The sequence below is a fragment of the Achromobacter spanius genome, assembly GCF_002966795.1.
In the GTDB taxonomy this organism is placed as follows: Bacteria; Pseudomonadota; Gammaproteobacteria; order Burkholderiales; family Burkholderiaceae_B; genus Achromobacter; species Achromobacter spanius_D.
In genome coordinates this window covers 2,666,394-2,688,107 of sequence record NZ_CP023270.1, presented here as the reverse complement: position 1 = coordinate 2,688,107, position 21,714 = coordinate 2,666,394, and the positions used below count along the sequence as shown (strand labels likewise).

Genomic DNA, 21,714 nt, shown 5'->3' with positions numbered 1-21,714 from the left:
AACGACTTTATCTATGGCACACTTAACTTTTTGTTAACTGAACCACCCCGATGACCGCCCTGCCTCCGCTCAATGCGCTGCGCTGTTTCGAGGTTGTCGGCCGCTTGGGCAGCATCACCAGCGCGGCCGAAGAACTCAGCGTGACGCCCGCCGCCGTCAGCCGCCAGATCCGCCTGCTGGAAGAACATCTGGGACTTCGGCTCTTCCTGCGCCAGCACCGCCGCATCGTGCTGACCTCGATGGGCGCGGGGTATCACGCCGATATCGCGCGCCTGTTCGGCGGGCTGCAGCGCGCCACGTCCGAACTGAGCGAGCGCTCCCGCCGGCGCCAGTTCGTCATCAAGGCGCCGCACAGCGTGGCCATGCGTTGGCTGCTGCCACGCCTTTCCGGGTTTCACCGCCAGTATCCCGACATCGACGTCAAGCTCCACACAGCCGTGGACGCGCCGGACTTCGAACGCGAGGAAGTGGACGCCGGCATCTGCATGGGCGATGGCCGCTGGCGGGGTCTCGTCAGCCACAAGCTGATGGTCAATGAGTTGCTGCCGGTCTGCATCCCCGACAAATGCGCCCGGCTGCGCACGCCCGCGGACCTGAAAGGCGAGATCCTGCTGCATACGCTGGCGCGGCCCGACTACTGGGAAATCTGGCTGCGGGCGGCCGGCCTGACAGAGATCGATGTGTCGCGCGGTTTGCGCTACGAATCCTCCGCGCTGGCCTACGAGGCCGCGTTGGAAGGGTACGGCGTGGCCATTGCGCAAAAGCCCCTGGTGCAGAAGGAACTGGACGAAGGCCGGCTGGTTGCGCCGTTCGACCTGACGGTGGATCTGGGCGCGCAGAGCTATTACTTCGTGCTGCCGCCGGAGGACTACCGCAGGCCCTCGCCCGAGCTCACGCAGTTTCGTGCCTGGGCCGAGTCGTGCGCGATCTAGCGGGCGCGGCAAAGGCGTACGGCCGCAGCCGCCGCGGCGCGCCCCGGCCTGCGTGACAACCGTCCCACCCGTGCCACCCGCCCTGCCCGCGCATTAGGCTACAGTGCAGGGCCGCCCTCAAGGCCTGCGGCATCATCGCCGCGCATCAACGAATCCAGGAGCAGTACCGCAGTGAACGACACTTCCACGCCGGACACCGACATTTCCGACGCGCCCAAGGAACAGGAAGCCAGGCTCTGGCGCGACGACGGCTGGACCGCGCGCGTCATCAAGAACGAAGACGACGACGGCTGGGCCGTCGAAATGACCAAGGACGGAGAGGCCGAACCCGCCCTGGTGGGCCCCTGGACCATGGGCCGCGACAAGAAGAACCCGAAACCGCTCGACTCGCCTGCTTTCATCACGCTGGTCAAGACCGCCAACGAAGTCCTGCGCCGCCACGAACAGCAATTGCACGCCACGCTGCACAAGAGCGTAAAGATCGACACCGACGATGGCCGCCTGACCATCAAGCTGGACATCGTGCCCGACGAGGACGAACCCTATGCCACGCTCAGCGCCTACGACGAATTCGGCGATCAGCTCGCGCAGATCCGCGTGCCGCCGACGTACAAGCTGAACGTGCAGCGCGCGTCGGAATGGGCGGCGGGCGGGTTCGCCAGGCAGAGCTGATATCCGCGGCCTGTGAAAGCACCATCTGAGCACGCGCCACAGCGTGCTCAGGCGGGCGGCTGCCGAGTCGTGCGCTGCCGCTTGTCGCCACATCGCGGCTTCTCTTAGAATGCGGATGATTCTCATTTTTCACGGTGCCGGTATTCTCCAGCCCCGCGACGCGCTGGAGGACAGGATGTCCGCGACTGAGTTTGCAGTGCCGCAACAGGGCATCGATGTCCTGTACGCGAATCACCATGGCTGGCTGAAAGGATGGCTGCGGCGGCGGCTGGGCAATTCATCCGATGCCGCCGATCTTGCGCACGACACCTTCATGCGCCTCCTGGTCCGCGGCGACACCGTCGAGGTGCGCGAGCCGCGCGCGCTGCTCACCACCGTGGCCCAAGGCGTGGTGTCCAATTTCATGCGGCGCCGCAGGATCGAAGAAGCCTACCTGGCCACCCTGGCCGACTTGCCCGAGCTTGAAACACCCGGCCCCGAAACGCGCGCCATCCTGCTTGAAACCCTGGTCGAACTGGACCGCCGCCTGGATACGCTGGCCGCTCCCGTGCGCCGGGCGTTCCTGCTGTCTCAGTTGGAAGGCATGAAACAGGCCGACATCGCCGCCACGCTGAACGTCTCCCTGGCCACCGTGCAGCGCCATATCGCGAAAGCCGCGCACCTTTGCTTCTTCGGCGCCTGAGCATCGGCACGGCCGCAGCCCCCTGTTCCAAGAACGCCCCCTTACTCATGCCCAACTCGCCCGCGGACTCGAGCCCGACGGCCTTCCCCCAGCTTGAGGGCCCGCCCTTGCCCGCCAGCGTCAGTCTGCGCGCCGTGGACTGGCTGGTCGCCCTGCAGGCGCCCGACGCCAGCGACGCCACGCGCGAGGCCTGCCGGCGCTGGCGCGAGGCAGACCCCGACCACGAGCGCGCCTGGCGGCACATCGAGACCTTTGGCCAGCAACTGCGCGGATTGAACACGCCGCTCGTACGCGGCGCGCTGACGCGCGAGAGCCGGAGCCGTCCCGCGCGGCGCCAGGCCGTCAAGGCGCTGGCGGTGGCGCTGTTTGCCGGCGGCGGCGCCTGGCTGGCGCGCGATAACCTGTGGCGCAGCTGGCAGGACTGGCAGTCCGATCACCACACCGCGGCCGGAGAACGCACGAGCATCCTGCTGGCCGACGCCAGCCGCATCGACCTGGACACGGCAAGCGCCATCGATGTCCGGTTTGACGGCTCGCAGCGCCTGGTCCGCCTGCTGCACGGCCAGATCCTGATCGCCACCGCGCCCGACCCGGCATCCCAGGCCGGGCGCCCTGCCCGTCCTTTTCTGGTGGAAACGGCGCAAGGCCGCGTGCGGGCCCTGGGCACTCGCTACAGCGTGCGCCAGTTCCCAGGCCGCAGCCACGTCGCGGTGTTCGAGGGCGCCGTGGAAATTCGCCCCGAACACCAAGCGGATGCGCCGCGCGTCATTCACGCGGGCGAACAGGCGTCGTTCACCCGCGACGCCGTCGGCCTCACGCGGGCGGCGGACCCGCGCGATGCGTCATGGTCCGTGGGCATGCTGGTTGCGCAGGACATGCCGCTGTCCGACTTCATTGCGGAGCTTGCCCGGTATATGCCCGGCCGGCTGGCCTGCGACCCCGATGCCGGCCGCTTGAAGGTCTCGGGCATCTATCCGCTGGACGACACCGACCGGGTGCTGGACATGCTGCGGCGGACGCATCCGATCGACGTCGACCAGGTGACGCGCTATTGGATCACCGTGCGCCTGCGCGGCGCCTAGCGCCGCGGCGCGCATCGGCCCCAAAAATTTTTCGCGCCAACATGAGGGGTTTCCGTTTCCCAAGTGGCAAACCTAGTAGAAGCCACATTTTTTCAACCGGAAACCGGACCATTCATGCACTCCCGTCAGTCTCGGCGCGCCGCGCGCCTCATCGCACGCAATACCCTCGCGCTGGCGGCAAGCCGCGCCCTCTGGCTCACGGCATCGGGCATCGCCCTGTCGGCCGGGACGAATGCCGTACACGCCCAGGCCGGCGCGAAAAGCTACGCGATCCCCGCCGGGTCGCTGGAAAGCGCCCTGACCCGCTACGCCCTCGAAAGCGGTTTGATGTTGTCCTATTCGGGCAGCGACATCGCGGGCAAGCGCAGTCCCGGCTTGCAGGGCAGCTTTGACGCGCCCGAGGCGCTGGCCCGGTTGCTGACCGGCACCGGACTGGCTGCCCGGCCACAGCCGAATGGCGGCTACATCCTGCGTCCGGTGCCCGGCAGTCAGCCGGGCCAGGATGCCGCGCAGACGCTACCCGCGGTGACGGTGACAGGCGCTGCCGAAGAATCCGCCTTCGGCCCGGTGCAAGGATTTGTGGCCCGGCGCAGCGCAACGGCCACCAAGACGGACACGGCGCTGCATGAAACGCCCCAGTCCGTGTCGGTGATTCCGCGCGACCAGGTCATCGCGCAGGCGGCGGACTCGCTGGACCAGGCACTGGGCTACACCGCCAGCGTCCAGTCGCTGGAAGGCGGGGCGCTCAGGCACATCGGCACGGGCTTCACGATCCGTGGCTTCAACGTTACCGGCGCGGCCCCGCTGTACCTGAACGGCACCAAGTTCCCCATCAACTCGCTCAGCGGCGCCATCGAGCCCTACAACTTCGAACGCATCGAGCTGCTCAAGGGACCGGCCTCGATCCTGTACGGCCAGGCCGCGCCCGGCGGGATCATCAACCTGGTCAGCAAGCGCCCCACGGCGGAGCCGCTGCGCGAGATCGAATTGCAGACCGGAAGCTGGAACAAGAAGCAGATCGCGATGGACCTGGGCGGTCCGGTCACCGAGGACGGCAATGTCCGCTATCGCCTGACCGGACTGGCGCGCAACAGCGACAGCATGGTCGACTACATCAACAACGACCGCACCTCGCTGGCCGGCGCGCTGGAGTGGCAGATCAGCAATGCCACGCTGATCACGTTCCTGGCCAGCTACAGCCGCACCGATAGCCCATACGATGTGGGCAAACCTCTGGAAGGCACCCTGCTGCCCAACCCCAATGGCCGCATTTCGCGCACGCGCTTCGTTGGCGAACCGGACTTCGACCGCTATGTCACGAAGGGCGCCACGCTGGGCTACCTGCTCGAACACAAGCTGAACGACGACTGGAAGGTGCGCCAGAATCTGCTGACCTACAAGCAGCGGGCCGACAATCAGTACGCCGGGGTAGACACGCGCGTGGACGCGTCGGACCCGGCCCTGGCCACCCGCTATGCCCTGACGCGGTACGACACCGACAAGGGGCTGGCCGTGGACAACCAATTGCTGGGAAAGCTGCGCCACGGCAGCTTTGAACACACGCTGCTGTTCGGCATCGACTGGAGCAAGAACGAGTTCTCGCGTTCCCAGAAATCCGGCTCCATCGCGCCGCTGAACCTGTACCACCCCGTCTATGGCGCCCGGCCGGACCTCGGCCCCACCGGTTATGGCGAAGACAGCACGCGCCAACTGGGCTTCTACGCGCAGGACCAGATCAAGTTCAACGAACGCTGGATCGCGCTGCTGGGCGGGCGCTACGACTCCGTGCGTACCGAGTCGACCCCGGGCACGGGCGCACAGAACTCCCACGCCTTCACGCCGCGCGTCGGCCTGATGTACCTGTTCGACAATGGCTTGGCGCCCTATTACAGCTACAGCAAGTCGTTCCAGCCCGTGACGGGACTGGACTTCGCCGCCAATCCCTTCAAGCCGACCACGGGCGTGCAGCACGAGATCGGATTGAAATACGAACCAAAGGGCGTGGATGCGTCGATCACGTTCGCGCTCTACGAAATCACCCAACGCAATGTCCTGACCGGCGACCCCAACCACGTGGGGTTCCTGGTGCAGACGGGCGAAGTCCGCTCGAAAGGCGCGGAAATCGAGGCCCGGGCCAGCCTGAACCGCCAACTGGATCTGGTGGCCGCCCTGGCAACGACGGACGCGCGCGTGGTCAAGAGCAATTTCGGCAACGAAGGATCGCGGCCCGAATCGGTCCCGCGCAACATGGCATCGCTCTGGATGGATTACCGGTTTTCGTCCGTGCCGGGCCTGAGCGCGGGCGTGGGCGTGCGCTATGTGGGCCGCCAGGAAATCAACGAATTACCGATTCCGTCGTACACCACGTACGACGCCGCGGTGCGCTATCAACTGGACAAGTGGCAGTTCGCGCTGAACGTGAAGAACCTGGCCAACAAGACCTATGTGGCCGCTTGCCCCTACACCTGCTATTACGGCGACGAGCGCAACATCACGCTGACGGCGCGCGTCAACTGGTAGGCCGCGTTCGTGTCGCATTTGGGATAGCCGCGCTGTCGCATCCTGGTTTGGCCCTGGCGGCTGCGATCCATAGACTTGGGTTTGCCGACTGACGCGGGCCAAGAGAACACCACGCCCAGCAAGTTCCCCCCGCGTCCACGGCCCCGGCTTCACCAAGAAAGCCGTGAATCGCTCAGATTGCAAAGAAGGGGAAACATGCAAACCACCGAGTACGAGCGCCTGGACGGCCTTGCTCTGGCCACATTGCTTGAACGCGGCGAAGTCTCGTCCGCAGAACTCATGGATTGCGCCATCAAGTTGGCCGAGCAGCGCAATCCCGTCCTGAACGCCCTCACCTATCCGCGCTACGAAGAATCGCGCGGCATCGCCGCCGGATGGACGCCGCGCGGCCCGTTTCGCGGCATTCCCTTCCTGCTGAAGGACTCCGGCTTCGCCCACAAGCGATTTCCGTCAAGCATCGGCTCGGCGTTGTTCAACGATTCGACCTACGCCTACGCGGCCACCGTCGCCGACCGTTTTGAGGCGGCGGGCCTGATCCCGTTCGCGCGCACCACCGTTCCCGAACTGTGCATGGCGGGCACCACCGAGGCCGTGCGTAACGGCGGCGCCACGCCCAATCCCTGGGACCGGACCCGCTCCGCGGGCGGCTCCAGCGGCGGCGCCGCATCCGCCGTCGCCGCGCGCATCGTGCCCGTCGCCCACGGCAGCGACGGCGGCGGCTCCATCCGGATTCCGGCCGCGTGCTGCGGCGTGTTCGGATTGAAGCCCTCACGAGGCCGCGTGCCGATGGGTCCGGCGAAAGGCGAAGGATGGGCGGGCATGGCGACGGACGGCGTATTGAGCATTTCCGTGCGCGATACGGCGGCGGCGCTGGACATGATTTCCGGCTATGAAGCCGGCGCGCCGTATGCCGCGCCGCCCAAGCCGCGCGCATTCCTGGAGGCCGTTCGCGAACCCGTCATGCGGCCGTTGCGCGTCGGCTTTCTGCGCACTGCGTGGAACGGCATTCCCATCGCCCCCGAGTGCGATGCCGCCGTCGCGCACACGGCATCGCTGCTGGAAGGCTTGGGCCATGACGTGTTCGAGGCCACGCTGCCCGACATCGACTATGACGGATTCGTGCACGCCCACGGCAGCATCCTGGCCAGCAACATCGTGGTTGCCGTCGAAGGCCGCCTGAAGGCGCTGGGCCGCAACCTGCACGCGAACGACCTGGAATCGGTCATCCACGACGGATACCTTGTCGGCAAGGGCCTGGACGCGGCGTCCTACATCGACGCCGTGGCACGCCTTCATGCCGTGGGCCGCGCCTTTGCTGCCGCCATGGCGGACCTGGACGTCCTGCTCACTCCCACGCTGGCGCAGCTTCCGTGCAAGCTCGATTACCTTGCGCTGAACACGTCCGATGGTCTCGGCTTTCGCGAGTACCGCGCGCGCGCCGCCACGTATTCCACCTTCCTCCCTGTCATCAACGGCGCAGGCCTGCCCGCGGCCAGCCTGCCGTTGTCCTGGACAGACGCGGGTCTGCCCGTGGCCACCCAACTGATCGGCCATTTCGGTCGCGAAGACATCCTCCTCGAACTCTCGGCGCAGCTTGAGCGCGTGGCCCCGTGGGCCGCGCGCAGACCGCAGTTCGGCTGACCAGACGGGCTCGCGGCCGAGCCCCGTCCATTTCGCCTGTTCCACCCTCACTCTGAAGGTACCGGTATGAAATTCACGCTTCCCGGACTGGGTCGCCTTTGCGCGCCCGCCGTTCTTGCTCCCACCCTTGTCTGCGCCATCGGAATCGCGCCTGTCAGCGCGCTGCACGCCGAGACCACCGCCAAAATCGTCATGCAGGCGCCGCTACGCGTCGTCGATCCCATCCTGACGAATGCCTACATCACCCGCAACCACGGCTACATGGTGTTCGACACGCTGTTTGCGCTGGATGCCGACGGCAAGCCCCAGCCCGAAATGGTCGAAAGCTGGCAGGAGAGCGCGGACCGGCTCACCGTCACCCTGACGCTGCGCAAAGGCCTGACGTTCCATGACGGCACGCCGGTAACGGGCGAAGACGTCGTCGCTTCGCTCAAGCGCTGGGGCCAGCGTGACGTCCTGGGCCTGCGCCTGATGGCCGCGACCCGCAGCCTGGAAAGCCCCGACGCCAGCACGGTGGTGTTCCACCTGAAGCAGCCGTTCGGCATGCTGATCGAAGCGCTGGCCAAACCGGCCTCGCCCGTGCCCTTCATCATGCCCAGCCGCATCGCGGCGGTGCCGGTGTCTCAGCCGATCACCGAGGTGATCGGTTCGGGTCCGTACAAATTCGTGGCGGCGGACTTCCAGCCCGGCGTGAAGGCGACGTACGTGAAGTTCACCGGCTATGTGCCGCGCAAGGAACCCGCCAGCGGCTTTGCCGGCGGCAAGGTCGCCGTCGCGGACCGGATCGAGCTGGTCAGCATTTCGGACTCGCAGACTGCCGTGAACGCCTTGCGGCGCGGCGAGATCGACTTTGTGGAAGACGTACCGCCGGACCTGTTGCCGCAGCTCAAGGACGCCAAGAACGTGGCGCTCAAATCCTATGGCGACAGCACCAACATCTTCACGATGCGCATGAACTGGCTGCAGCCGCCCTTTGACAATCCCAAGGTGCGCCGTGCCGTGCTGGCCGCGGTCTACCAGGGCGATTACCTGGCCGCGCAGATCGGCGACGACACCATGTACCGCCTGTGCGGCGCGGTGTTGAGCTGCAACTCTCCGTACGCCTCCGAAGACGGCGCCACCCAGACGAAGGAGCCCGATCTGGCGCACGCGAAGGCGCTGCTCAAGGAAAGCGGCTATGACGGCAGCAAGGTGGTGATCCTGCACCCGACCGATCTGCCCGTGCTTTCCAGCCTGGCGTCCGTGACCGCGCAGGCGCTCAAGACGATCGGCATGAATGTCGAGATCCAGTCCATGGACTGGGCCACCCTGCTGTCCCGCTATTCGAAGAAGGATCCGGTGGCGCAAGGCGGTTGGAGCATCTTCCAGACGGGCTTTACCAGCCTGGACCTGATGAACCCGCTGACCAATCCCAACCTGGATGGGCGCGGCGAGGCCGGCTACATCGGCTGGACCAAGAGCGACGAGATGGAGCGCCTGCGCGACCAGTTCGCCGAGACCGGCGATGCGGCCCGACGGAAGGAAATTGCCCTTGCCATCCAGAAGCTCAATTACGAGCAGGTGTTCTTCATCCCGCTGGGCACGTACTCCAAGGTGAAGGGATACAACCCCGCCAAACTGGGGCGCATGACGGACGCGCAGATTCCCCTCTTCTGGTAGCGCGCAACGTCTCGGCCCGGCCGGCCGCCCCCGGACCGGCCCGGGCAATGGAAAGGCATATTCATGATTGAACTCATCATCAAACGCCTGCTGGCGGCGATCCCCGTCATGCTCATCGTCGCCACGGTGGTGTTCCTGCTGCTGCGCATGGCGCCCGGCGATCCCGCGCGGGTCATCGCCGGCGACATGGCCAGCGAGGAATCCATCGCCCAGATCCGGACGGAGATGGGCCTGGACCAATCGCTGGGCACGCAATACCTGCGCTGGATGGGCGCGCTTGTTCAGGGCGACCTGGGCCGCTCCATCCAATCGCGGCAGCCCGTGACCGCGCTGATCACGGCGCGGCTGGGCCCGACGTTCTCGTTGGCGGCGTGCGCGATTCTGCTGACCATTGCCACGGCGATTCCGCTGGGCGTGCTGGCGGCGTGGCGCCACCGGGGCCTGGCGGACCGCGGAATCATGGCCGGCGCCGTGCTGGCGTTTTCAATGCCCGCATTCGTCGTGGCGTATCTGTTGATTCTGGTGTTCTCGGTCCACCTGGACTGGCTGCCGGTGCAGGGGTACTCGCCGCTCGACGAAGGCATCGGCCGGTATGCCCAGCACCTGTTGCTGCCGACCGTGACGCTGGCCATGGTGTTCGTCGCGCTGATCACGCGCATCACGCGGGCCAGCCTGCTGGATGTGCTGGGCGAAGACTTCGTGCGCACGGCCAGGGCCAAGGGCGTCACCGAACGCTTCGTGCTGTTTCGCCACGCGCTGCGCAACGCCGCGATTCCCATCGTCACGATTGTCGGGGTGGCGCTGACCACGCTGATCAGCGGCGTCGTGGTGACCGAGACCATCTTCAACATCGCCGGCGTCGGCCGCCTGATCGTGGATTCCGTGCTTGCCCGGGACTACCCCGTGGTGCAGGGAACCATCCTGTTCTTCTCGTTCATCTACGTCTTCGTCAACCTGCTGATCGACATGGCGTATGTCGTCCTCGATCCCCGCATCCGCTATTGAACCGCCGACGATCCGGAGCTGACTTATGCCCCCCACTCTTCCCGCCACCCTCCTGCCCGCCGCACCGCCATCGCGGCTGCGTCAGGCCATCACCGCCCTGATCCACGACCCTGTGATGCTCGGCTCTTTGCTGCTGCTCCTGCTGCTGGTGGCGCTGACCGTGGGCGCGCCGTGGCTCACTTCCCACGACCCCGGCACGCTCGCGCCGCGCGCGCGGCTGCAGCCCTCTTCCGATGTGTATTGGCTGGGCACCGATTCTCTCGGCCGCGACCTGCTGTCCCGCGTGCTCTACGGCGGCCGCCTGTCGATCACGCTTGCAGCGCTGGTCAGCGCCATTGCCATCGCGGCAGGCCTGGTCATCGGACTGGCCGCCGGGTATGTCCGCCGGCTCGACGCCCCCGTGATGCGATTGATGGACGGCATCATGGCGATCCCCGGCCTGCTCCTGGCGGTGGCGATGGTCGCGCTGGGCGGCGCCAACATCGTGACCATGGTCATCGCCATTTCGATTCCCGAGATTCCCCGCGTGGCGCGGCTGGTGCGCGGCGTCGTGCTGTCGGTGCGCGAGGAACCCTATGTCGAGGCGTCGCTCGGTTCCGGCACGCCGGCCCTGAAGGTGTTGTGGTGGCACATTCTGCCCAGCACGATCAACCCGCTGGTGGTGCAAGCCACCTTCGTCTGCGCAGCGGCCATCCTGACCGAAGCCGTGCTGGGTTTTCTGGGACTGGGCTTTCCGCCAGAGATCCCCAGCCTGGGAAGCATCATCGCCGAGGGACGCCCATTCTTCCAGCGCGCGCCCTGGATCGTGCTGTATCCGGGCGTGTTCCTGGCCCTGCTGATCCTTGCCGTGAACATGTTCGGCGACGCCTTGCGCGACCGCCTGGATCCCCGACTCTCCCGCAAATCGAAGGGCTGACGCCATGAACACAGCATTCCCCCAGGCCCCGGCGACCGGCGCGCCCGACTCCCCCATCCTGGACGTGCGCAACCTGAAGGTGCGTCTGCCCGGCAGCGGCGATCGCCGATATGCCGTGGACGACGTGTCGTTCACCGTCCGCGCGCGCGAAATCGTCTGCATCGTAGGCGAATCCGGGTCCGGCAAGTCGGTGACGTCCAGCGCCATCATGGGCCTGTTGCCCAAAGGGACACTCACGCTGGAAAGCGGCCAGATTGCGCTGTCGGGCCGCGACATCACCCACGCCGGCCGGGACACGCTGCAAAAGCTGCGGGGCAACCGGATGGCAATGATCTTCCAGGAGCCGATGACGGCGCTCAATCCGCTCATGCGCGTGGGCGACCAGATCGCGGAGGTGTTCGAGTTCCACGCGAAGACGCTCGGGCGCGAGGCGGTGGCCGGCCGCGTCCTGGCCCTGCTGTCTGATGTGCGCCTGCCCCATCCAGAAAAGCTGCAGCACGCCTACCCGCACCAGCTGTCGGGCGGTCAGCGCCAACGCGTGATGATCGCCATGGCGCTGGCGATGGAGCCGGGCTTGATCATCGCGGACGAGCCGACTACCGCGCTGGACGTGACGTCGCAGGCGCAGGTCTTGCGGCTGCTCAACGACCTGCGGGGCCGCCACGACAACGGCGTCCTGTTCATCACCCACGACTTCGACGTCGTCGCGGAGATTGCCGACCGCGTCGTCGTGATGCAGGCGGGGCGTATCGTCGAACAGGGCACTGCCGCCGATGTGCTGGAGCGCCCCCGCCACCCTTACACGCAGCGCCTGCTGGCAGCGCGCCCGCGCGGCGATTTCCGCGCCAAGCCCCTGGCGCCGGCAGACCTGCCAGCACTGGAGGTGCGCGACCTGACCTTGCGCTTTGAAACCCGGTCCCTGTTCAAATCCCGGCGCCGCCGCGTCGATGCGCTGGGCGGCGTGTCGTTGCAGTTGGCGCGGGGCGAGACGCTGGGCATCGTGGGCGAGTCTGGCTCGGGAAAGACCACATTGGGCCGGTGCCTGGCGCGCTTTGCCGCGCCGACGTCTGGCGAGATTTTCATCGATGGGCAAGCGGTCGGCAGGCTGTCCGGACCGCAGGCGCGTGCTTACCGAAAACGCGTGCAGATGGTGTTCCAGGACCCCTTCCGCTCGTTCAACCCGCGCCGCAGAATCGGCCGCACGCTGGCGGAGGGCCCTTTGAACTTTGGGGCGCAACCCGCGCAGGTTCACGCCCGCATGATCGAGATGCTGGAACTCGTCAGCATGGATCCGGGCGCGCTGGACCGGTTTCCGCATGAGTTCTCGGGCGGACAGCGCCAGCGCCTGTCAATCGCACGCGCACTGATGATGGAGCCGGAAATCCTGATTGCCGACGAAGCGGTCTCCGCGCTGGATGTTTCCGTGCAGGCGCAGATCCTGGACCTGCTGGAATCGATCAGGGAGCGGTTGGGCGTGAGCATGATCTTCATCACGCACGACCTGCGCGTTGCGGCGCGGTTGTGCCATCGCATCGCTGTCATGCAGCGCGGCAAGGTGGTGGAGATCGGCGCGGCGCGCGACGTGTTTCTGCAGCCATCCAGCGACTACACCCGGGAACTGATCGCTTCCATTCCGGGCCATGCGCCGGCCGAGGGCGGCGCGGGCAAGGCAATGTTCGAATCCGGCGTGGGCGCCGTCCCCTGACTGCCCGTTCAGGCTTGTGTGGCGATGCCGGTTTCTGACGAGGGATCGACCGCGCGCAGCAGCCGGCCCAGGTGTCCGCTGCTGGAAAACCCCAGTTCGGCGCTGACTCTTGCCGCCGGCTCGCCCATGGCGAGCCGCTGACGCGCAGCCTGTGCCAGGACCATGCGTCGTAACGAGATGGGCGACTGGCCATAGGTTTCCATGCAGGCGCGCTGCAGCGTGCGGGTAGTGGCGCCGAGCACACTGGCCGAATCCGCGATCGCCGGCAGCGGCTGCCCTTCTTCCAGTCGCTCCCGCAAGAGGTCCAACCATTGGCGCGCCAACGGCAGCGGCGCCTGCGGCGCACCGACCTGCCCGTGAATCCGGTGCGTCGCGTCGAGCTGGGTAATCAACGCCGCCACCAGCATGGGCAGCGCCGCGGCCGACAACGCAGGCTTCCAGAGCGCGTCCAGCATGGCCTGCGCCGCGCCATCCAGCTGCAGCACGCCCCCCGCCCGGCAGGCCCGCAGCAGTTCGGGGGCCAGATACAGTTCGCCGTGCTGTTGCGAGATGCTTTCGGCGCGCGTGCTGTGCTCGACATGCGACGGCAGCAACAACGCCTGGCCACGGACCAGCCGGCAGCGTCGGCGCGCGCCGGCCTCGTCCCGCCAGGCGCTATCCAGCGCACCGGCCCGGGGCCAAAGCAGCATGGCGCAGTCGTGCTCGTGCCAATGAAAGGCGTAGCGCGGCTGCCGGCTGGCCGCCAGGGCGAAACCTGTCTGGGCGATGAGGTCCTGTTTGGAGGAAAGCGGGACGGAACGCGACATGGGAACGTGCGGGGCGTATGAACCGCCGGGGGACGCCCGGCAGCGGCATGAATGGGCGTTTGGGCAGTATCGGCGCGCGGCGGGTTTCATGCAAGCCCGGCGCCTGCAGGACGATTCCCTTGTCGCGCCCGGGATCAGATACTGTCGCGCCGCGGTTCGCCGCCGGCACGCCCGCTTCTTACGATCTGGGTCATTCGACAAACACACAAGGGGAAATCCATGATTCGCACACTTCCGTCGGCGTTGCTTGCCGCCGCCCTCCTTACCCTGCCGCTTGCCAGCGCCCTGGCCGAGCCCGCCTGGCCGGACAAGCCCATTACCCTGATCGTCCCCTTCCCGGCCGGCGGCGGCACGGACCTGGTGGTGCGCACGTTGCAGCCGGCGCTGACGCGCGAACTGAAGCAGACCGTGATCATCCAGAATGCCGGCGGCGCGGGCGGAACCGTGGGCTCCGGCCAAGCGGCCCGCGCCAAGCCGGACGGCTACACCGCGCTGGCGGTCACGACCAGCACCACCGCGCTTGCCGCCCACCTGTACAAGAATCTGCCGTACAAGCCGGCCCAGGATTTGGATTACATCGGCTTCATCGGGACGTCGCCCTATGTGCTGGCGGTGCAGCCCGCCCTGAAGGCAGCCACACTTGCCGAACTGGTCGGGGCGCTGAAAGCGCGCCGCGTCGGCACGTATGCCTCGGTGGGCGCCGGCACGGTGTCGCACCTGCTGGGCGAGATGTTCAAGAAGGACGAGAAACTGGATCTGACGCACGTTCCCTATCGTGGCGCGGCGCCCGCCTACACGGATCTGATCGGCGGTCAGGTCGACATCATGTTCGACAATCCCGTGGGCCTGGCGCCCTTCGTGCAGAGCGGCAAGCTGATTGCGGTGGCGACCACCAGCGCCACCCCCATCCTGCCCAACGTCCCCACGTTCGCGGCCCAGGGCATGCCGGCCTACACGCAATCGCTCTGGTATGGCCTGGCCTTTCCCAAGGGCACGCCGCCGGCCATCGTGGAAAAGATGAACCTTGCCCTGAACACGGCGCTGCGGGACCCGGCCATTGCCGCCGACCTGGCCGCCAAGGGCGTCGACGTCAAACCCGGCACGGCCGAGGCGCTGACCCAAACCGTCTCACACGACCTCGCCTTCTGGGGCGACCTCATCACCAAGACCGGAGTCCAGTTTGACTGACCTTCACCCCAACCAGCCCCCCGCCCAGCCTCCCGCCGGCCAGGCGGCCCTGCTGCGCGTATTCGTCGATTCGTCCCAGCCCCTGCAAGGCGGAAACCCGGTGCCGCTCGTGCTTGACGCGCGCGGCATGTCGGCCAGCGACATGCAAGCCCTGGCCGCGCATCACGGCCACGAGTCGTCCTTCGTGGTGCCGGCCGACCGCGATGACCACCTGTGCCAACTGCGATTTTTCGTGCCCGGCCACGAAATGGAGATGTGCGGCCACGCAACGGTGGGCACGCTCTGGGCCCTGCGGCAGTGGGAACGCTGGAGCACGCCGCGCGCACGGGTTCAGACCCTGAGCGGCAGCGTGGACATCGAGTGGGACAACGCCGGCAATCGCGCCTGGGTGTCGCAACCTGCCGTTGCCACCTCGGCGCTCACGCCAGCGCAATGCCGCGCGATCGCCGCCGTGCTGCGCATCGACCCCGATCTGCCCGGCCTGCACATGATCAATGCCAGCACAAGCCGCGTAAAGACGTTGGTGCGGATGCCAAGCGTGGCCGACCTGGATGCCTTGGCGCCGGACTTCGATGCCATGCGGGACATCTGCGAAGCCATCGGCTCGACCGGCCTCTATCCCTATGCGCTGAGCGCGGACGGCGCCAGCGCGCGGCAATTTCCCAAGGCGTCCGGCTACCCCGAGGATGCCGCCACCGGCATTGCGGCCGCGGCCTTGTGGGGCTACCTGAACGAGACGGGCAGCGTGCCGGCGGACGGGGTATACACGGTCCGCCAGGGCGTGGCCATGGGCTCGCCGTCGGCCATCCAGTTGCGCCGGCGCGCAGATGCCCCCGGGTGTTGGTTGAGCGGCGAAACGCAATGGATGCGGTAAGCAGCCTCTGTACGGCCGAGTCGCGGCTAATCGCGGCGGGCTGGCGCCTGCCCGCCGCGCCCGTTCCGCGCGGCGCCTATGCGCCCTACCACCTGGCAGTCGTGACCGGCGCAACGCTGGTGTGCGTCAGCGGCCAGGCCAGCCGGCGGGACGGCACACCCATCGTCGGTATATGCGGGCATGGCGCCGATATGGACGCGGCCCGCGCGGCATGCGCGCAGGCTGCACTGAGCGCGCTGAGCGCCCTGCGCCAGGCCTGCGGCGGCAACTTGGACCGCGTGCGCGCCGTCCTGCAGTTGCGCGGCTATCTGCGCAGCGAGGCGGAATTCGAAGACCACAGCGCGGTGCTGGACGGCGCATCACAAGTGCTGGAGACCGCATTCCCGCACATGCCGCGTCCGGCGCGCAGCGCGGTGGGCGTGACCAGCCTGCCGGGCCGCAGCTGGGCCGAAATCGAAATCAGCGCGCTGCTGGACGACCCCGGCTGACCCCGCCAACCCGCCCGCGCTGCCGGGCGGGCGGCACTGGTACGACGATAACGGTATGACTGAACCGCCGCTTCGGCGGCCAGGCTCAATGCCCCGTCGAGTCGCCCTGACGGCTGGCTTCGAACAGGAACCACGTGCGCCGCTCGGTCTCGTCGATCCAGTTTTCAATGAGACTGGAACTGGCGATATCGCGATGCTCGTCGGTCACGTTGTGGGCTTCACGCAGCGACGCGGCCAGCACCTTGTTGTCTTCGCGCAGTTCGGCCAGCATGTCCAGCGGCTGCACGTAGTCGGCGTCGTTGTCGGCAATGCGCTGCGACCGCGAGATATGCCCGATGGACCGCAACGTGGTGCCGCCAATCTTGCGGATGCGTTCGGCGATGGGATCCGTCATGGCAAAGAGCTGATCGCCCTGTTCGTCGAGCAGCAGGTGGTAGTCGCGAAAGTGGGGACCGCTGACGTGCCAATGAAAATTCTTGGTCTTCAGATACAGCGCAAACACGTCGGCCAGTATCTGGTTCAGCGCCGCGGAGATGTCGCGGGTGGCGTCCGACGCCAGATCGGTGGGCGTCGCCAGCGGCGCCTTGCGGCGGTCCTTCAGCGCCTTGGTGGTCTTCTCATTCAGTTTCTTGGCCATGAATCGCAGCTCCTGGTTAGAAATCGGAAAACACGTTCGCGGCGCACTTGCAGCCGGCCGCGAGGCACAGCGTAAATCTCCGGCTGCGCTTTGCCAATGCCCGGCGCGACGAAGGAGTATGCTACGCCGCTTCGCATCTCCCAGTTTCCTTCACCACCATGCGCGGCAATCCCGACGCCAGGCAAGGCGCCATCGCGTTACACGGGTTCTATTTCCTGTACTACGGCTTGCAAGGCGTCAGCATCCCGTTCTTGCCTTTGTGGTTCGCCAGCCGGGGACTGGACCCGGCGCTGATCGGGCTGATCGTCGCGACGTCGTTTCTGCCAAAGATCGTGTCGACGCCGATCGTGGCGCACGTGGCGGACCAGACGGGCCGGGCTCACGCGCTAATTGCATCAGCGCTGGCGGCGTCGCTGGTGCTTTTCGTGTGCTATCCGTTCAGCCAGAGTTCAGCTTGGCTGCTGGCGATCACGCTGCTGCTGAACGCGGTGTTCCCGGCAGTGCTGCCGCTGATGGACCGAATGGCCATCGCAAGCGGGCGTGGACAAGGCAATTCCTACACGGTGATGCGCGCGTGCGGGTCGCTGGGATTTGCCACGGTGACGGTGGCGGGCGGCTATCTGATCAAGACGTTCGACACGGACTGGGTGATGTGGCTGTCGATCCTGCTGATCATGGCGTGCCTGGCGTGCGTGCGCCTGCTGCCTCGGGCGGCACGGCCCGCGGCCAACGAAACCCCGGCCGATCGCACGCGCCTGCCAATGCGCGACGTCTTGCGGGATCGTCCGCTTCTCTTGTGCATCGCGGCGGCTTCGCTGGTGCAGGCGAGCAATGGCTTCCTGTATTCCTATTCGACGCTGCACTGGACCGCGAACGGGTTGTCGACGGCGATGATTTCGCTGTTGTGGGTGGTGGGTGTGGCGAGCGAGGTTTTGTTCTTTTTTCTGGCGCCTCGCATTTTGGCTCGCACGGGTGCGCAGTGGCTGATTCTGGCTTCGGCCGTCATGACCGCCATTCGCTGGACGGGACTGTCCGCCACCACGGATCCTTCGGTTATCGCAGGCCTGCAACTACTGCAATGCTTCACCTTGGCGGGCAATAACGCCGCGATCATGTGGTACATCACCCGCCACGTTCCGGCAGCCTGCAAGACGTCCGCGATAGCGTTGTATGCGTTGCTGTCGGGCGGCGTGTTCATGTTCGCCAGCATTCAGATTGGAGGCGCTTTGTACCGGGCCTATGCACCTGGCGGATTCTTGGTCATGGCGATATGCGCGGCCGGAGCAGTGCCGCTGGTGATGTACGCGGAGAAGGTCAGACGGCGGCAGGTCGCGTGAACGTAGTCTGCGGTGGTTGGCTGGGGATAGCTAGCGCTGGCGAAGGTTAGGGTTCTTGAGACGCCCGGCGCGGCGTGGGCCTGGGGTGGGCGGGGCTCCGATTGCGGTCCGGAGCCTTCGCTCCGGACTGCCCCGTCCTCAACTTCGTCCGCCTTCGGCTCCCTTCAGTTTCCGTCGGGCGCATCTGAACGCCCCGCCCACCCCAGGCCCACGCCACACCGGGCTCTGATTGCCTAATCTTTACGGGCGCTGGGGTGAGATGGGTTCTTTAGGTTCTTGCACACGGCGGGGTGGAAGAGAAGCGTCTTGCGGTGCCCGCCCCCGGCCGGCCGCGCGGGCGGCCTTTGGGGGCTTACGCAGCATCTTGCGTCGTGGGGATGACGCTTCGCGTGTGGCTGGATCTGGGTCAGGTGTCTGACACCCTGGCGAGATGCCCGTCATGCCAACCCCTTCTTCCAAGGGTGTCAGACACCAACAGCTGCAACCACCGCCACATTCGTAAGACCGATTCGGGTGTCTGACACCATCAGCAGCAACCACCGCCTGCCAGTCATCGCCAAGTGAACCCCAGTGCCCGATGGGCGGCGCGCGAACGGGTCGGCAAGCTGACGCTGGCCGTCGCCGCGCGCCGCCCATCATCGCCCCCCCCGTGTTGGAGCGCCCATTAGCAATCACCTCCCCGCCAGCGCGCAAGCGCACATCGCCCCGACGTCCCACCGCCCATACGCCGGGTTGCCGCCGCCCGGGCGGCAGCAATTCGGCGGCCCCGCAGATCCCCTGCCCCGTCCACAGGTCTTGCAGCGCGCATACCAAAGACCCTGGCAGCACGGCGTCGCGGTCACCGTGGGCGCGATCGCCGTCGATGCGCCCGAGGGAATCTGAAGGGAAGGCCGAAGGCCTGGACGAAGATGACGAAGGGGCAGTCCGGAGCGAAGGCTCCGGACCGCAATCGTGGGCGATCGTGCCCACGGTGACCGCGGCGTCGGGCGACCTACGAAGAACTAATGCAACCTACGAAGAACATAACGCGCACGATAATCGCCCCCTACGAACTGCCTAACAACACCCACAGAAAAAAGGCCCTGCATCAGCAAGGCCTTCCATCCAAAACACTCAGCAGCACCCAATCCGCTTCTTCCCCCCGTATCGCGCCTCCTGACGCTCCCGGAAGAAATCCTCATAGCTCATCGGCTCCTGCTCAGGATGCGTGCGCCGCATATGCTCGACATACGTCTCGTAATCCGGCACGCCCACCATCAACCGGAGCGTCTGCCCCAGATACCGGCCGGCGGCGCCGGCCGCTGAAGTCATATTGCTGAACAGCATGCGGCTTCTCCTGGATGAAGGTCAGTCGGCGCCAGCCGCAGCAGCAGCGGGCAGCGACTCGTACGGCGTTTCGCGGGACGTCGGCTTGTTTTCGTTGCGGGCGCGCTGCACCGACTTCAAGCCGAACACCACGATGCTCACCACCACGAAGATGAAGATCGCGCACAGCCCGGCGTTGATGTAGTCGTTCATCACCACCCGCGACATCTCGCTCAGCGACTTCGCCGGCGCCAGCACCTTGCCTTCGGCAATCGCCGCGTTGTACTTGTCCGCATGGGCCAGGAAGCTCACGCGCGGGTCCGAATGGAACAGCTTTTGCAGACCGGCGGTCAGCGTGCAAGCCAGCAGCCAGAGCGTCGGCAGCACCGTCACCCACGCATAGCGGTCGCGCTTCATCTTGAACAGCACCACCGTGCCCAGCGTCAGCGCGATCGCGGCCAGCATCTGGTTGGCGATGCCGAACAGCGGCCACAGCGTATTGATGCCGCCCAGCGGATCCACCACGCCCTGATACAGGAAGTAGCCCCACGCCGCCACGCACAGGCCCGTGGCGATCAGGTTGGCCGGCAGCGAATCCGTGCGCTTGAGCGACGGGGCGAACGTGCCCAGCAGATCCTGCAGCATGAAGCGGCCCGCGCGGGTGCCGGCATCAACGGCCGTCAGAATGAACAGCGCTTCGAACAGAATCGCGAAGTGATACCAGAACGCCATCATGCCCGGACCGCCCAGCGCCTGATGCAGGATGTGAGCCATGCCCACGGCCAGCGTCGGAGCGCCGCCGGCGCGCGAAATGATCGTGCTTTCGCCCACGTCCTTGGCCGTCTGCACCAGATCGGCCGGCGTGATCATGAAGCCCCAGCTCGACACTACCTGCGCCACCTGTTCCGGCGTCGTGCCGATCACGGCCGCCGGGCTGTTCATTGCGTAATAGATGCCCGGCTCGATGACGCATGCCGCCACCAGCGCCATGATGGCGACGAACGATTCCATCAGCATGCCGCCGTAACCGATGTAGCGGGCCTGGGTTTCGTTCTCGATCAGCTTGGGCGTCGTGCCCGAGGAGATCAGCGCGTGGAAGCCCGACACCGCGCCGCAGGCGATGGTGATGAAAAGGAACGGGAACAGGTTGCCCGACCACACCGGACCGGAGCCGTCGACGAACTGCGTCAGCGCGGGCATCTTCAGTTCGGGGGCCACCACCACGATGCCGATCGCCAGACCGACGATCGTGCCGATCTTCAGGAAGGTCGACAGGTAGTCACGCGGCGCCAGCAGCAGCCACACGGGCAGCACCGAGGCGATGAAGCCGTAGATGATCAGGATCCAGGTCAGGCCCTTGCCGTCAAAGTCGAACATCGGGCCGATGACCGGATGCGCGGCCACGTCCTGACCGAACGTGATGGCCGCCATCAGGCCGACGAAGCCGATGATGGAGACCTCGCCGATCTTGCCCGGACGGATGTAGCGCAGGTACACGCCCATGAAAAGCGCGATGGGAATGGTCGCGGCCACCGTGAAGGTGCCCCACGGCGAATGCGTCAGCGCCTTCACGACGATCAGCGCCAGCACGGCCAGGATGATGACCATGATCATGAACGCGCCGAACAGCGCGATCACGCCCGGGATCTTGCCCAGTTCGGACTTGACCAGGTCGCCCAGCGAGCGGCCGTCGCGGCGGGTGGAGATGAAGAGGATCGTGAAATCCTGCACGGCGCCGGCGAACACGACGCCGGCCAGGATCCACAGCATGCCGGGCAGGTAGCCCATCTGCGCGGCCAGCACCGGGCCGACCAGGGGACCTGCGCCGGCAATGGCGGCAAAGTGGTGGCCGAACAGCACGTGCTTGTTGGTCGGCACGTAGTCCAGGCCGTCGTTGTACTTCCAGGCCGGCGTCATGCGCGTCGGGTCAAGCTGGAAGACCTTGCGTGCGATGAAACGGCTGTAGTAGCGGTAGGCGATGAGATAGACGCAGACGGCGGCAATCACCACCCATAGCGCGTTGATGGTCTCCCCTCTGGCCAGCGCCACGGTGCCCAGCGCAAACGCGCCCAGTACCGCAACCGCCAGCCAGACCAGGTGCTGACCCAGTCCCTTACTGCTGGTGTGCATAAGTGCTCCTCTTGCCTCCCGCCATGCTCTTGGCGTGAAACGCTTTTTTCGTCCCGCGGAAGGCAGACTCATTGTTGTGGGGTGGCGGACGCACGCGTCCACGCTGCGTCCGGTCGACGCGGGCGCCAGTATTGC

At 66.5% G+C, this 21,714-nt stretch carries 18 protein-coding genes; 14 read left to right on the top strand and 4 right to left on the bottom strand.

Going from position 1 to position 21,714, the window contains the following annotated elements:
• Positions 1 to 50 precede the first annotated feature (50 nt).
• The 10 genes from gcvA (at position 51) to CLM73_RS11960 (ending at position 12,814) form a co-directional block, all read left to right on the top strand.
• On the top strand, positions 51 to 932 hold the full coding sequence (gene gcvA / locus CLM73_RS12005; RefSeq protein WP_105238625.1) for a transcriptional regulator GcvA: 882 nt from the start codon (positions 51 to 53) through the stop codon (positions 930 to 932).
• A 171-nt stretch (positions 933 to 1,103) separates the two neighbouring features.
• Positions 1,104 to 1,604: a hypothetical protein gene (locus CLM73_RS12000; RefSeq protein ID WP_105238624.1), complete on the top strand. Its 501-nt coding sequence runs from the start codon at positions 1,104 to 1,106 to the stop codon at positions 1,602 to 1,604.
• A 175-nt stretch (positions 1,605 to 1,779) separates the two neighbouring features.
• A complete protein-coding gene (locus tag CLM73_RS11995; protein ID WP_105238623.1) occupies positions 1,780 to 2,286 on the top strand; it encodes a sigma-70 family RNA polymerase sigma factor in 507 nt (168 codons plus the stop codon).
• Between the two features lie 47 nt (positions 2,287 to 2,333).
• Entirely contained in the window at positions 2,334 to 3,368 is a 1,035-nt protein-coding gene (locus CLM73_RS11990; protein WP_105238622.1) for a FecR domain-containing protein, read from the top strand.
• A gap of 114 nt (positions 3,369 to 3,482) precedes the next feature.
• Complete coding sequence (locus CLM73_RS11985; protein WP_105238621.1) at positions 3,483 to 5,888, top strand: TonB-dependent siderophore receptor; 2,406 nt, start codon at positions 3,483 to 3,485, stop codon at positions 5,886 to 5,888.
• Positions 5,889 to 6,083: 195 nt separating this feature from the next.
• Positions 6,084 to 7,529 carry an amidase gene (locus CLM73_RS11980; RefSeq protein ID WP_105238620.1) on the top strand — a complete coding sequence of 482 codons (1,446 nt, stop codon included), beginning with the start codon at positions 6,084 to 6,086 and terminating at the stop codon, positions 7,527 to 7,529.
• Between the two features lie 66 nt (positions 7,530 to 7,595).
• Positions 7,596 to 9,188, top strand: a complete 1,593-nt coding sequence (locus tag CLM73_RS11975; RefSeq protein ID WP_105238619.1) for an ABC transporter substrate-binding protein — start codon at positions 7,596 to 7,598, stop codon at positions 9,186 to 9,188.
• Between the two features lie 63 nt (positions 9,189 to 9,251).
• Positions 9,252 to 10,193 carry an ABC transporter permease gene (locus tag CLM73_RS11970; RefSeq protein WP_105238618.1) on the top strand — a complete coding sequence of 314 codons (942 nt, stop codon included), beginning with the start codon at positions 9,252 to 9,254 and terminating at the stop codon, positions 10,191 to 10,193.
• A 25-nt stretch (positions 10,194 to 10,218) separates the two neighbouring features.
• Positions 10,219 to 11,109: an ABC transporter permease gene (locus tag CLM73_RS11965; RefSeq protein WP_199778286.1), complete on the top strand. Its 891-nt coding sequence runs from the start codon at positions 10,219 to 10,221 to the stop codon at positions 11,107 to 11,109.
• Positions 11,110 to 11,113: 4 nt separating this feature from the next.
• Positions 11,114 to 12,814: an ABC transporter ATP-binding protein gene (locus CLM73_RS11960; RefSeq protein WP_105238617.1), complete on the top strand. Its 1,701-nt coding sequence runs from the start codon at positions 11,114 to 11,116 to the stop codon at positions 12,812 to 12,814.
• 8 nt (positions 12,815 to 12,822) lie between these two features.
• On the opposite strand, the gene CLM73_RS11955 is transcribed toward CLM73_RS11960, so the two are convergent.
• Positions 12,823 to 13,620: an AraC family transcriptional regulator gene (locus CLM73_RS11955; protein ID WP_105238616.1), complete on the bottom strand. Its 798-nt coding sequence runs from the start codon at positions 13,618 to 13,620 to the stop codon at positions 12,823 to 12,825.
• 219 nt (positions 13,621 to 13,839) lie between these two features.
• Between CLM73_RS11955 and CLM73_RS11950 the strand changes: the two genes are divergently transcribed.
• The 3 genes from CLM73_RS11950 to CLM73_RS11940 are packed head-to-tail and all read left to right on the top strand — an operon-like array spanning position 13,840 to position 16,170.
• On the top strand, positions 13,840 to 14,808 hold the full coding sequence (locus tag CLM73_RS11950; RefSeq protein ID WP_234015858.1) for a Bug family tripartite tricarboxylate transporter substrate binding protein: 969 nt from the start codon (positions 13,840 to 13,842) through the stop codon (positions 14,806 to 14,808).
• Positions 14,801 to 15,682 carry a PhzF family phenazine biosynthesis protein gene (locus CLM73_RS11945; RefSeq protein WP_105238615.1) on the top strand — a complete coding sequence of 294 codons (882 nt, stop codon included), beginning with the start codon at positions 14,801 to 14,803 and terminating at the stop codon, positions 15,680 to 15,682. Before CLM73_RS11950 ends, CLM73_RS11945 begins: the two co-directional genes overlap by 8 nt.
• Entirely contained in the window at positions 15,670 to 16,170 is a 501-nt protein-coding gene (locus tag CLM73_RS11940; RefSeq protein ID WP_105238614.1) for a RidA family protein, read from the top strand. The genes CLM73_RS11945 and CLM73_RS11940 overlap by 13 nt, the downstream gene beginning before the upstream one ends.
• Positions 16,171 to 16,255: 85 nt before the next feature.
• Here the strand turns inward: CLM73_RS11940 and CLM73_RS11935 are convergent, their stop codons facing one another.
• Complete coding sequence (locus CLM73_RS11935) at positions 16,256 to 16,807, bottom strand: Dps family protein (RefSeq protein WP_105238613.1); 552 nt, start codon at positions 16,805 to 16,807, stop codon at positions 16,256 to 16,258.
• 158 nt (positions 16,808 to 16,965) lie between these two features.
• Between CLM73_RS11935 and CLM73_RS11930 the strand changes: the two genes are divergently transcribed.
• Positions 16,966 to 18,144 (top strand): MFS transporter, encoded by a 1,179-nt coding sequence (locus CLM73_RS11930; protein WP_105238612.1) that lies wholly within the window; start codon positions 16,966 to 16,968, stop codon positions 18,142 to 18,144.
• Positions 18,145 to 19,257: 1,113 nt separating this feature from the next.
• Here CLM73_RS11930 and CLM73_RS11925 read toward each other — a convergent pair.
• Positions 19,258 to 19,470, bottom strand: coding sequence for a YbdD/YjiX family protein (locus tag CLM73_RS11925; protein WP_105238611.1), 213 nt, complete (start codon positions 19,468 to 19,470; stop codon positions 19,258 to 19,260).
• A 21-nt stretch (positions 19,471 to 19,491) separates the two neighbouring features.
• Positions 19,492 to 21,579, bottom strand: coding sequence for a carbon starvation CstA family protein (locus CLM73_RS11920; protein ID WP_105238610.1), 2,088 nt, complete (start codon positions 21,577 to 21,579; stop codon positions 19,492 to 19,494).
• Positions 21,580 to 21,714: the final 135 nt, after the last annotated feature.

Bases quoted from the DNA above. Each gene is read 5' to 3' on its own strand.
- CLM73_RS11960 (WP_105238617.1), top strand. From the start codon at position 11,114: ATGAACACAGCATTCCCCCAGGCCCCGGCGACCGGCGCGCCCGACTCC.
- CLM73_RS11930 (WP_105238612.1), top strand. From the start codon at position 16,966: ATGCGCGGCAATCCCGACGCCAGGCAAGGCGCCATCGCGTTACACGGG.
- CLM73_RS11955 (WP_105238616.1), bottom strand. From the start codon at position 13,620: ATGTCGCGTTCCGTCCCGCTTTCCTCCAAACAGGACCTCATCGCCCAG.
- CLM73_RS11925 (WP_105238611.1), bottom strand. From the start codon at position 19,470: ATGCTGTTCAGCAATATGACTTCAGCGGCCGGCGCCGCCGGCCGGTAT.
- CLM73_RS11970 (WP_105238618.1), top strand. From the start codon at position 9,252: ATGATTGAACTCATCATCAAACGCCTGCTGGCGGCGATCCCCGTCATG.
- CLM73_RS11985 (WP_105238621.1), top strand. From the start codon at position 3,483: ATGCACTCCCGTCAGTCTCGGCGCGCCGCGCGCCTCATCGCACGCAAT.
- CLM73_RS11980 (WP_105238620.1), top strand. From the start codon at position 6,084: ATGCAAACCACCGAGTACGAGCGCCTGGACGGCCTTGCTCTGGCCACA.
- CLM73_RS11950 (WP_234015858.1), top strand. From the start codon at position 13,840: ATGATTCGCACACTTCCGTCGGCGTTGCTTGCCGCCGCCCTCCTTACC.
- CLM73_RS11995 (WP_105238623.1), top strand. From the start codon at position 1,780: ATGTCCGCGACTGAGTTTGCAGTGCCGCAACAGGGCATCGATGTCCTG.
- CLM73_RS11965 (WP_199778286.1), top strand. From the start codon at position 10,219: ATGCCCCCCACTCTTCCCGCCACCCTCCTGCCCGCCGCACCGCCATCG.
- CLM73_RS11975 (WP_105238619.1), top strand. From the start codon at position 7,596: ATGAAATTCACGCTTCCCGGACTGGGTCGCCTTTGCGCGCCCGCCGTT.
- CLM73_RS11940 (WP_105238614.1), top strand. From the start codon at position 15,670: ATGGATGCGGTAAGCAGCCTCTGTACGGCCGAGTCGCGGCTAATCGCG.
- gcvA (WP_105238625.1), top strand. From the start codon at position 51: ATGACCGCCCTGCCTCCGCTCAATGCGCTGCGCTGTTTCGAGGTTGTC.
- CLM73_RS11935 (WP_105238613.1), bottom strand. From the start codon at position 16,807: ATGGCCAAGAAACTGAATGAGAAGACCACCAAGGCGCTGAAGGACCGC.
- CLM73_RS11920 (WP_105238610.1), bottom strand. From the start codon at position 21,579: ATGCACACCAGCAGTAAGGGACTGGGTCAGCACCTGGTCTGGCTGGCG.
- CLM73_RS11990 (WP_105238622.1), top strand. From the start codon at position 2,334: ATGCCCAACTCGCCCGCGGACTCGAGCCCGACGGCCTTCCCCCAGCTT.